This window comes from Aerosakkonema funiforme FACHB-1375 (assembly GCF_014696265.1).
In the GTDB taxonomy this organism is placed as follows: Bacteria; Cyanobacteriota; Cyanobacteriia; order Cyanobacteriales; family Aerosakkonemataceae; genus Aerosakkonema; species Aerosakkonema funiforme_A.
In genome coordinates this window covers 18,255-29,901 of record NZ_JACJPW010000103.1, presented here as the reverse complement: position 1 = coordinate 29,901, position 11,647 = coordinate 18,255, and the positions used below count along the sequence as shown (strand labels likewise).

The 11,647-nt window shown below is 45.5% G+C and carries 7 protein-coding genes; 3 read left to right on the top strand and 4 right to left on the bottom strand.

Going from position 1 to position 11,647, the window contains the following annotated elements; all coding sequences use genetic code 11:
• Nucleotides 1–364: 364 nt before the first annotated feature.
• Nucleotides 365–3,976 (bottom strand): transcription-repair coupling factor, encoded by a 3,612-nt coding sequence (gene mfd, locus H6G03_RS29110; protein WP_190472583.1) that lies wholly within the window; start codon nt 3,974–3,976, stop codon nt 365–367.
• A 450-nt stretch (nt 3,977–4,426) separates the two neighbouring features.
• On the opposite strand from mfd, the gene H6G03_RS29105 reads away from it, so the two are divergent.
• Nucleotides 4,427–5,749, top strand: a complete 1,323-nt coding sequence (locus H6G03_RS29105; protein ID WP_190472580.1) for a hemolysin family protein — start codon at nt 4,427–4,429, stop codon at nt 5,747–5,749.
• 188 nt (nt 5,750–5,937) lie between these two features.
• Here the strand turns inward: H6G03_RS29105 and H6G03_RS29100 are convergent, their stop codons facing one another.
• Both H6G03_RS29100 and H6G03_RS29095 read right to left on the bottom strand, forming a co-directional pair.
• On the bottom strand, nt 5,938–6,144 hold the full coding sequence (locus H6G03_RS29100) for a hypothetical protein (protein WP_190472577.1): 207 nt from the start codon (nt 6,142–6,144) through the stop codon (nt 5,938–5,940).
• A 68-nt stretch (nt 6,145–6,212) separates the two neighbouring features.
• Nucleotides 6,213–6,905, bottom strand: a complete 693-nt coding sequence (locus tag H6G03_RS29095) for a hypothetical protein (RefSeq protein ID WP_190472575.1) — start codon at nt 6,903–6,905, stop codon at nt 6,213–6,215.
• Between the two features lie 99 nt (nt 6,906–7,004).
• Here H6G03_RS29095 and H6G03_RS29090 point away from each other — a divergent pair, with 99 nt between their 5' ends.
• The gene (locus tag H6G03_RS29090; RefSeq protein ID WP_190472574.1) at nt 7,005–7,187 is read left to right on the top strand and encodes a hypothetical protein; all 183 of its coding nucleotides are present in this window, start codon (nt 7,005–7,007) and stop codon (nt 7,185–7,187) included.
• Here the strand turns inward: H6G03_RS29090 and H6G03_RS29085 are convergent.
• Entirely contained in the window at nt 7,147–9,783 is a 2,637-nt protein-coding gene (locus tag H6G03_RS29085) for a PAS domain S-box protein (protein WP_190472571.1), read from the bottom strand. The two genes, H6G03_RS29090 and H6G03_RS29085, sit on opposite strands and share 41 nt — an antisense overlap.
• Nucleotides 9,784–10,422: 639 nt before the next feature.
• Between H6G03_RS29085 and H6G03_RS29080 the strand changes: the two genes are divergently transcribed.
• Nucleotides 10,423–11,343 (top strand): hypothetical protein, encoded by a 921-nt coding sequence (locus H6G03_RS29080; protein WP_242060491.1) that lies wholly within the window; start codon nt 10,423–10,425, stop codon nt 11,341–11,343.
• Nucleotides 11,344–11,647 lie beyond the last annotated feature (304 nt).

The window sequence follows — 11,647 nt, the reverse complement described above, 5'->3', positions numbered from 1 at the left end:
GCTCTTCCGATCTGCTAGGGGCTAGGGGTTAGGAAATAGGGGATAGAGCGCCAGTCCAGTAGAAAAAATTGACAGAAAGAACGAAATATGTATTTGTGTAGGGGCGTTCGCGAAGCGGCGCGGATGCGCTTAGCATTTGGGCGACAATTTATTACACAAAACCCAAGATTTTCTGTCCAAATGCTTCGCCCTGCCGGGGTCTAAAGCCAAGTATACAATATGTTGTTTTTGTCAACCTCTTTTACTGGACTGGCGCTCTAGGGAGGGGCGAAGCATTTGGTGACAAATATTTTGGTGAGAACGAAAAATTATCGCCCAAATGCTTCGCCCCTACAAAGGATTTCGTAAACTTACTTTCAGATTTTCACAGCAAAGCAGGTTCTGGCAGTACTACTTGCATTTTACCCAGGTAATTAATTAAATTATCCAACTGCTGATCGGCACTTTGAACTCCCATACCGCGAATAGTTATTTTGCCGCGAGAATAAACAAAACGCGATTGCAGATGTTCTGGCAAATTAGCGGCGAGTAAGTTCCAGGCGGGTTCTTCCATCGGTGTTTCCAGGATAACGTGTTGTTTGCCTTCCGGCTTGATGCGCGAAAAACCTAATTTCTTGGCGATTTGCTTGAGTTGCATAACTTTGAGCATTTGTTGGGCGGGTTTGGGGATGGGCCCATAGCGATCGCTCCAATCTGCCGCAATTTGATTTAACTCTTCCTGAGAAGTAGACGCCGCCACAGCGCGATAAGCGCTCATCTTCTGATCCAAATCGGTAATATAATCGGCTGGGATAAAAGCGGTAAGACTGAGATCGATTTGGGTATCGTCAACCTTGGGAATTTCTTGACCGCGAATTTCCCGAATTGCTTCTTGCAACATTTCAGTATACAGGTCAAAACCGATCGCATCCATTTGACCCGACTGTTCCACACCCAACAAATTACCCACACCGCGAATTTCCATATCTCGCGTCGCGAGTTGATACCCAGACCCCAACTGGGTAAACTCCTGAATTGCACGCAAACGCTGTCTCGCCGTATCGGTTAGCTGACTTTGTTTCGGATAAAATAACCATGCGTGGGCTTGAATTCCCGCCCGACCGACGCGACCGCGCAGCTGGTACAATTGGGCGAGGCCAAATTTCTGGGCATCTTCGATCAAAATCGTATTGACTCGCGGAATATCCAAACCGGATTCAATGATGGTAGTGCAAAGGAGGATATCTGCTTCCCCATTGCTGAAAGACAGCATTGTTGTTTCCAAATCGGATTCGTCTAGCTGACCGTGCGCGATCGCCAATCTTGCCCCCGGCACCATCTCCCTTAGTTTAGCAGCCGTTTCCTCAATCCCCTCAATTCTCGGCACCACATAAAACACCTGTCCGCCGCGATCGAGTTCTTGACGAATCGCAGTGCGTATCGCCTCCAAATCGTAGGGTGAGAGATGAGTTTTTATCGGACGTCGGGAAGGTGGCGGTGTCGTAATCAAACTCATTTCCCTAATTCCCGACAGCGACATATAAAGAGTGCGCGGAATCGGAGTCGCTGTCAGCGTCAGCACATCGACTTGCGTTTTTAGGGTTTTAATTTTCTCTTTTTGATTGACACCAAATCGCTGTTCTTCATCGATCGCCAGCAAACCTAAATCTCGGAAAGCTACCCCTTTTCCTAACAATTGCTGCGTTCCCACAACTACATCCAATTCACCAGTTGTCAGTCGCCGTAAAATATCTCGCTTTTCTTCTTCGGTGCGGAATCTGTTCAGCAATCCCACATTAATCGGATAAGGAGCAAAACGTTCTTTCAATGTATGATAGTGCTGCTGGGTCAACACCGTTGTCGGCGCAAGAAAAGCTACCTGTTTTCCTGCGGTTACCGCTTTAAATATGGCTCGAATTGCTACTTCGGTTTTGCCAAAACCCACATCCCCACACACCAATCGATCCATCGGTCGGGGCGATTCCATATCCCGCTTCACATCTTGCGTTGCTTTCAACTGATCTGGAGTAGGTTGGTATGGGAAAGAATCTTCTAATTCTTGTTGCCAGGGACTATCTGGTGGATAGGCGAAACCTTCCTGTTGAGCGCGTTGGGCATACAATTTCAGCAAATCAACTGCTAACTTTTTAATAGATTTGCGAACTTTACTTTTGGTATTTTCCCAGGCTTTGCCAGACATTTTGTTAAGTTCTGGAGGCTTATCCCCGGAAGTGCGAAATCGGGATAATGCGTTTAACTGATCTGCTGCTATTCGCAGCAAACCATCCGCATATTGCACTACCAAATATTCGCGAGTTTCGTAATTTATTGTCAGCTTTTCTAACTTGATAAACTTGCCGATGCCGTGGTTTCGGTGAACTACATAATCCCCCGGTTGCAGTTTGTTGGGATCGACCTGTTTGGATGCGGCGCGGCGTCGCTTGCGTACATAACTGGGTGTGGCGAGGGTATGCTGTCCGTAAAATTCGCGATCGGTTACGACAACTAACCGGAAGGTGGGTAAAATAAAGCCTTCCAGTTCTGCCAATCCCGAATATTTCACTGCTACAGAAGTGTGTTGCACGAGTAGCTTGTCGATCGCTAAATAGTCGCGGGGATTGGGAATAAATTGGCCAGGACAGTCGTGTTCTTGCAGTAGGGAAACAGAACGAGAAGGTTGCGCGGAAACAATCCAAACAGAGAAGTTTCTAGCGAGTTCGCCGCGCAGAATTTCTGCTATTTTGGCAAACTGATGCGGCGTTGTGGGAACTGGACGACTGGAAAGATTGAGGCTGCTGTTATTTTCTTCTGCGAGTTCGGATAAATGAGTGCAGTGAAAGCTTTCTGTTGCGGTCAAGGAATCATCAAAAGAACGATGAATGCGGGGGAGGGTTATTTCAGATTGCAGATTTGAGATTTCAGATTTAACTTTTTTTCCAATTTGCAATTGATTCCATTGTTCTTCTGCGTGTTCGATCCAGACATTGCCGTGTGCGCGACATTGATCTGGTTCATCAATTGCCACTAAGGTATTTGGCGGTAAGTAGTCGAGTAGGGAGGCGGGTTTGTCAAAAGCTATACCGAGAAATCGACGCACGCCTTCTGGTGGATTACCAGCGTCGAATTTTTCTTGTTCTTCTGGAGATAGAAAATTTTTAATGCGATCGCCTTTTTCTTTTGTCAGCGATGCCATGACGATCGGGCCGAAATCGGTAGGCGTGAGGATCAGCTGCTTGATGCTATCCATCGATCGCTGCGAGTCGGGTGCAAACTCCCGCATCTTTTCCAACTCGTCGCCAAACCATTCCAACCGTACCGGCAGCTCAGCCGAAACCGGGAATACATCAATAATATCGCCGCGCCGACTCCACTGCCCTTCTGTTTCTACCAGGGGAACTCGTTCGTATCCCAACTGGGCTAGTTTATCGCTGAATGCGTTTAAATCCCAATTTTGTCCTATTTGAAGGGTGAGGCAGTAGGGTTGAAAAGCTTCCCTCGGCGGCAGGTGGGGTTGCAGGGCCCTTTCTGTCGCGACGATCGCCCAATTCGATTTTGGATTTTGGATTTTGGATTTTAGATTGTTGGATTCTTCTTGAAAAGAAGGAGTCTCTGTATTCTCATCAGCAGACCCCAATCCAAAATCTAAAATCGAAGATCTAAAATTGACCAAATCGGCCAGCACCTGCATCTGTCCCCAAATCATTTCCGATTCCGGGTCAAACGGTTCGTAGGGCGTTGCTTCCGAGGTGGGATAAAAATTTACGGTCTGCCAACCCATCGCCTCTAGCTGGGCTGTCCAGCGTCCGGCTTCTTCCAGAGTTGCAGTTACTACGAACAAATTCCGCCCCTCTGTTTGCGCTAGGGCGGAGGCGACCAATCCCTTCGGGAGACGGGGGATGCCGGAAAGCCGCACGCATTGTGTGCGATTTAGCTTGGTGAGGATTTCTGCTGTGAGGGGCGATCGCCCTAATGCCCTAATGATGGAGGAAAAGGCCATGTGTTCTAGAACTGCTCAACTCGCTCTTAAAGTTACTATGGTTGGGTACCTCCACCATTTTAGAAGGCAGGTTCGATGAGTTACCGATCGCTTTGGGTGAAAAGTCAAAAGTCACTCAGTCAAAAGTCAAAAAAAGGGACTGGGGTTTATGGCGTTGGAAAAAAGCAGTAAAAGCGAGTAGGGGCGAGTTTATGGTCTATCTCTGTGGCCATTGAAACAGATCGGCCAAACCAGCCTCTAAAAACTCAAAATTTTCCCAGTCCCGCCGATACTTGGCAGTCCTGAGCAACTAATATGTTGTATATCCACCTTGAGAGCCTTTCCATAAAACACAAAGCAAGGATAATAAGGATGAAGGATATCAAGCGCAAAAAGAAGTAAAACGAATTTTTTCTTTTGACTTTTGACTGAGTGACTTTTGACTGAGTGACTTTCTAACCCCTTTTCGGAATGTCCCCAACTATCGAAATCGCGATCGTTTTCTTACTGATTATCGCCAACGGCCTTTTTGTGATGTCGGAACTGGCCATTATTTCGGCCAGGAAGGTGCGGTTGCAGCAGATGGCCGATCGCGATGCTAAGGCCCGCGTTGCTTTGCAACTGGCTAATTCCCCGAATCAGTTTTTGTCTGCGGTTCAGATTGGTATCACACTCCTAGCTATCTTGTCGGGTGCGTTCGGCGAATCGGTAATCGCTAAGAGAGTAGCGCCTATTTTCGGTGCGATCCCGCAGACAGCAGAATATAAGGAAGCGATCGCATCGATACTAGCGATTTTAATTATCACCTATCTGACGTTGGTGATTGGCGAACTGCTGCCCAAACGGTTAGCGTTAAACAATCCGGAACCGATCGCCGCTGCGGTTGCTATTCCTATGCGGATGTTGGCTAAAATTACATCCCCGATCGTTCATGTGTTAAGTTCCTCGACCGATATGGCGGTGCGACTGTTGGGCGTCAAACCTTCCACAGAACCGGAAGTTACGGAAGAAGAGATCAGGGTTTTGATCGAACAGGGTACGGAGGCGGGAACGTTTGAAGAAGCCGAACAAGATATGGTGGAAAGGGTGTTTCGTTTGGGCGATCGACCTGTCAGCGCCTTTATGACCCCGCGACCGGATATTGTTTGGCTTGATATGGACGACTCTGCCCAAACGAACAGACAAAAGATGATCGATAGCAGACATTCGCGTCTTCTAGTTTGCCAACGCGAGCTGGATAATGTTTTGGGCGTGGTACAAGTTACCGATTTGCTATCCCGTTCTCTGACAGGTCAGCCGCTCGACTTAACTGCCTTGTTGCGACGGCCTTTATTTGTGCCAGAAAGCACGCGGGGATTAAAAGTCCTGGAAATGTTCAAGCAATCCGGCACCCACATCGTCCTAGTAGTAGACGAATACGGTGTCATCCAGGGATTAGTTACCGTCAACGACATTTTAGTCGCTATTGTGGGCGATATCCCCTCTATTTATCAGCAGGACGAACCGCAAGCTGTACAACGCGCAGATGGTTCCTGGTTGTTGGATGGAATGTTGCCGGTGGAAGATTTCTTGGAACTTTTCGATATCGAGGAATTGCCAGAAGATCGTCGCGGTAACTATCACACAATGGGCGGTTTTGTGATTACCAATTTAGGTCGTATTCCCACTGCTGCCGATCATTTTGAATGGCGCAATTTCCGTTTTGAAGTGATGGATATGGATGGCAATCGCGTCGATAAAATTTTGGTGATGCCGTTATCTAAAGATTCAGATACTTCTACTAATTCTGCTTAAAATAGAAAACTTTGAGCGGGCAAATTCAGCGCTGCAAGGAACCACGATCGCAACCTGACTTGTGGCATTAATCGCATCGTTACTCACAATATAGCAACCGCCAGGGAGGTTAGGGCATCCTAAAACGCCAGAACCAATTCACAGCAAGCATTTGACTTTTGACTTTTGACTTTTGACTTTTGACTTTTTCACTCATCTTTCCCAGTCCCAGCCACTTCAGAGCGTTCCGCTTCCCCCCAGTTTGTCAACCAATCTCCGTCCGCATCCCGCACGTAAAGGTCAACAAAGTCAAGCCCGTAAGTTATCCATTCCTGCTGCATCTTCCGGGCTTTGTCTAAAGCTTCTGCGAATTTTTCTAATTTATTTTGACTATCAGTTATTCTTCCTGTAGGCATAAATAGTAGATTTTTCTATCCTCTCTTAATTATAGCTTTACTCGATCGCTCCAGTCTTATTACCCTTTTTAAGGGAATTTTATATAGCTTCCTGCTTTGAGATTATCGCTATTATATAGTGCCAAATTTACTAGCTGAGTAACAAAATACTGTAAACCGGGATTATAACTCAGGAATAGCCCTCTGTCTATTTCCCACATCTCAAGAGTATTTTTCCAACTGTCATATTTTTCTTGAGAGAATTCCTCCCCAAGGCTAGTCACTTGCAGACACAGAGGCACTTTTTGCCGATAACTGACAATTAAATCCGTTGCCATAGAAAGATCGGCAATATAGCAGTGCCAAACCGTACCGCCTCGCTGTATAATATGCTCTGCCAGAGATTGAATTATCTTAGCATCAGGTTGATTGAACTCTTCCGCCATCAGTTTTTGCCTCCAAATATAAAACTTTGGGTCGTTTTCGTTTAGCCATTTGGCGAAGAGATCGGTGTACCAATACTTTTCTGTTGGGGTCATCTGCTCAAATGCCAATTCTCGATCGGCTGTTTCTGCCAATGCTTTGATGCTCAACCAAACTCTCGCATCTGCGATTAGCTGTAGCAGAAATGCTGTTAAAAACTTTTTGGCAGTTACGGAACCTGGTTTGACATCCTTTATCCAGCGGTTTATTTCATCTAATTTTTTCGCTAAACAGGGATCTACTGAAGATGCTGCTCTGATTAGAGAGTCTAGTTCGTGCTTAATTTGTTTTCCTTGCAAAGGCTGCCCTCTTCAGAAAAATTAACGCTTTGTTGGTAACTTTTAAAAGCATTGATAATTCTGTGTTATTGTACAGTATTTTGTGCATTCGCGTCAATTATGTCATCTTTTATCGACATTGAAAAGCAAATCAACCCGGTTTCTCATCCGCGATCGCAATCATCCCAGCAATCGGGTTTCTGCAAGCGATCGTCACAAAATATCGACATTGAGAAGCAAAGAAACCCGGTTTCGCATCCGTTCAAGCTGGCGATCGCGCTTTCCGTTTCTTCATCGGTTTAACAGAATTTTGTAAATTATTATCTTCGATGTGAAACTGATAGTTATTTCGTCCATTCTCTTTGGCTTTATATAAAGCCATATCTGCATTTTTTAAGAGGGTTTGCAAATCTTGACCGTCATGGGGATAGAGAGCAATCCCAATGCTGCTACTGATATAAAGTTCGGCATCTTGTAAATTGAAAGGCAGCTTGAAGGCATCTACAAGTCTTTGAGCAACTTTGCCAACTTCTTGCAAACTATGAATTTGAGGCAGTAATATAGTGAATTCATCGCCTCCCCACCGAGCGACTGTATCCCCTTCTCGCAAGCAGCTTGTTAATCGTTCTGCTACAAGTTGCAATAAACGATCGCCCACAGCATGACCTAGAGTATCGTTGATCGTCTTGAAACAATCCAAATCCAAAAACATTACCGCCAGCTTGTTATGATTTCTATGGGAATTTGCCAGGGATAAATCGAGGCGATCGTTAAATAGGTTGCGGTTGGGCAAGTTGGTCAGCAAGTCGTGATATGCTTGATATTGAATTGTCGCTTCTGCTCGCTTCCGCTCAGTAATATCTACAACAGTGCCTTCATAACCCACCAATCGACCCTCACCATCATAAAGCGCGTAAGCATTTTCGGAAATCCAAATTACGCTACCGTCTTTGCGATAAACTTGCGACTCAAAACCCCACACAGCACCCCGTTCTTTGACCAAGCTCATAAATTCAGCACGGCGATTGCAGTCTACGTAAAGTTGATGCTCGATATCGGTGAGAGCTGATAGCAACTCTGATGGTGAATCGTAGCCGTAAATTCGAGCTAACATGGGATTTGCGATCAGGTAATGTCCATTTACCGTGGTTTGGAAAATACCTTCGACAGCATTTTCAAAAATGCTGCGATACTGGCGTTCTGCCTGCCGCAAAGCTTCTTCTGCCTGTTTGCGATCGGTTATATCAATTCCAGTCGCAATGATGTATTTCACGGAACCATCGGCATCGAGGAGGACACTGTTAGACCAGGCAATCAGTCGGAGGCTGCCGTCTTTCGTTAACCAGTAATTTTCATGCTGGTTTAACGACTTACCCGCTTGTAAATCCTCAAATATAGCTTTAACTTGCTTGTTTTCTTCCGGAATCAAAAATATATCCCAGAAATACTTATGCCTGAGTTCATCAAATAGGTATCCTGTTGTTTTTTCACAAGCTCGATTCAAACGAATAACTTTTCCTTCTTGGTTAAGAACTACTACTAAACTGCTAGCAGTGTCAAGGATTGCAGAAACAAAGTTGCGCTCTTGCAGTAATGCTTCCTCGGCACGTTTGCGATCGGTGATGTCGGTGATGAAACCTTCGAGTCCCCGCACTTCCCCTTTTTCATCAAATACTGCCCTTCCTTTTTCCCACAGCCATTTTTCTAAGCCAAATTTTGTATTAATTCGATACTCTACTACATAAGGTTGCTTTTTGCTTACTGCTTCCTTAATGGCATTCAAAACTTTCGGTAAATCTTCCGGATGCGTGAGAGCATTATAAGAAATTCCATCACCTAAGAGTTCTTCACTTTTATACCCAGTTAAATCAAGGCAACCTTCGCTGAGGTATTTCATCGACCATTGAGGATCGTTTGCACAGGAAAAAGCAATACCGGGAAGGGAATCGATCAAGTTGGCCAGCCTTCGCTTACTTGTTTGCAATTCCTCTTCTGCGATTTTGCGATCGGTGATGTCCTCTCGAACGCAAATCCAATACTTTTTTCCGGAAATTTCCAAGGCACTTATCCTCACATATGTAATGAATGGCGTGCCGTCTTTTTTACAATTTTTGAATTCCCCGCACCAAGATCCTTGGATTTGTAACTGCTGGTTTATTCGCTCTATAAGCCAAGCGTTTTCTCCTGATGAATTGGCATCGAAATCTGAGATGTGTTTGCCGATCGACTCACCGCGCTCGTATCCGAACATCGCATCGAATGCTGCATTGGTAAAAAATATAAATCCATTCTCGTCGCACATATTGACACCTTCTACCATGCTTTCCAGCACTCGCGCTTGTGTCTTCAAAACCTCCTGCATCCGCTTCTGGGCGATCAGGGAACCCAATTGAGTGGCAACCCCCGAAACCAAATCTACCAGTTGATTGTCTTCTTCACGAGATTCAAACATAAAAAATACCAGAACTGCCAGCACTCGATCGCTATCGAGTATGGGTATTCCTAACCCGGCTTTCAGTCCGGGTTCTAATGCCATCTGACAGCGCAGAAAAATAGAATCTGGTTCATTAGAAACGTCTTTAATCCACTCTGGCTGCTTGGATGACCAAACTCGACCGGGTAGACCTATGTTATGAGGAAACGTCAATGCTTCGCTCAATTTTCTGAATTTCTCCAGATTGTTAGTACTGCCGTACCAAACTGGGCTGCATTCGAGTGCGGTGCCATCCAAGCGAGGAATCCAAACTTCTCCATACTTCCATCCTGTCGCTTCGCAGACCTGACGCAAGGCTTCTCCCAGTGCGGTATGAAAATCCTGGGACTGGGCGATCGCTAGGGTCATCGCTTCCAAAAGCCGCACTTCTGCTTGAATTTTGCGACCTTCTGTGGTATCTTCCATATTAAAAATTGTCAAATTGTATTATTTGTTGCAAAAAATCATCACACCCTTGTACAGGGTCAGGACAACCAACCCCATTGACTCAAAAAAGCCCTAAGTGCTACAGTGAGCGATCTTTGAGTATTTCAGTCATTAAAGCTTCAATTCTGTTATCAGGTAACGGTTTTAAAATTTTTTTTACCTCATCGGGCTGCACATCGACGCGCAGATCTTGCGCCCAGGATCGCCAGCCGCTGAATAAGCTAGGCTAGTGTTGCGAGAGAATGACTTGCATATAGCAGAGGGAACAGACAAGAAATTTGGTTTCCCGTAAATCCAGGTAGTATTGACTGGGAGAGAGCAATCGTGGGACAAAAATTCGCAAAAACTACACAGATGGAGACGATCGCAGTCTGTAAGCAAAGTATAAATCCGTGCTGGCTCGGCACCTTTAACGGTCGTGCTTGCTCCTCGTAAGTAAAAACCATTTCCGTACTTTACTGTAAATAGCGTAAAATTTCAAACATAGATTCACAGAGCTACAATTAACCGTATAAATCCTAATACTCTGAAATTTCTTTGTTTTTAGTGATTTTACTGATGCTATTACCCGTCTTAGGGGCATTCTATAAACAGGTGTAAATGTAACTGCTACCTAATATGTCAAATCCCATTATTCTCGTAGAACCATTGCTGGCTCAAAGACCACCCGTTGCCAAACCCAAAGATTCGCCCCCAGACCTCCCGTGGATGACAATCTCTATGGGGTTGGCGATCGCTCTTGTCGGTGCGGGCGGGTACTTTTTTTGGCAGCTGAGCAGATTGAAAAAGAAACTGCGGTTTGAAGAATTCAGAACGCGAGAAACCGATAAAAAATTAAAGCTGGCCCTGGAAACGATTCGGAAAATGGAAACTAATCCGGACTTGGTTCATTCGCGAGAGTTTAACCTGGATTATTTGCGGATGCGGATGGCAGAGGAAGTCTTCCACTTTGCAGTTGTCAATCAAATTAAGGTGAAGGTCAAAGATAAAATTTCCCAGGCGCTGCGTCCCTCTCAAGTTGCACCAACTGCGGCTACTGGTAGTACCGCTAATGCGGGACGGCAAGTAGATGAAATGTTTGATGTGGAGTATCAAGTAGCAGACAACCCCAAGTCGAAAAAAGGAGTTCTTTTCCGCATTCAAATCCGTTTAATGAAGTTACCGACTCAAGCAACTTCTCAGACGATCAATCAAATCATCGATTGCATCGAAACTTTCTTGAGTCCGACCGATGACCACGATACTTGGCAACCGACGATTCAAGGTCGCATTGTACATATGCAATGGGATCAGAAGGCTAAACCTACTCCTTTGCTGGTGATAGAGCAATCTAATGAAGGGGTAAATGTTAGTTTTGCCACTAAAAGAGGAGGGCCAGGGGGGTTACCTGACCCGCCACCGCCGCCGCCCAAACGCGGAACGCCGCCAGCTCAGAAGAAAGCGCCAGCTGCTGGGGCTAAACCGAATCCCACTAATGCTAAACCGAATCCCACTAATGCTAAACCGAATCCAATTAATAATAAAAACGCAGGTAAGTAGTTCGCCCTCAAGTGCAGCGTGGATAGAACTCCGAAAAACTATTCATCAATGATGTTAGGTGTAACTAAGACAATGATTTCATTAGGAGTGCGATCGCTTGCGCTAAAAACGGCGGTTTAGAATTGGCTTCTGGTAAGATTGGGGATTGGGGATTGGGTGTACTGCAACGCATTTTTACCGTTCATCCTCAATCTAAAATCTAAAATTGCTCAGACTAACCCGATTTGCATCAGCGCCCGCGTGGTTATTCCGAAACCGAGCGGTGCGATCGAAAACGCATTTATGGCAGGCAATAGTCCAATAA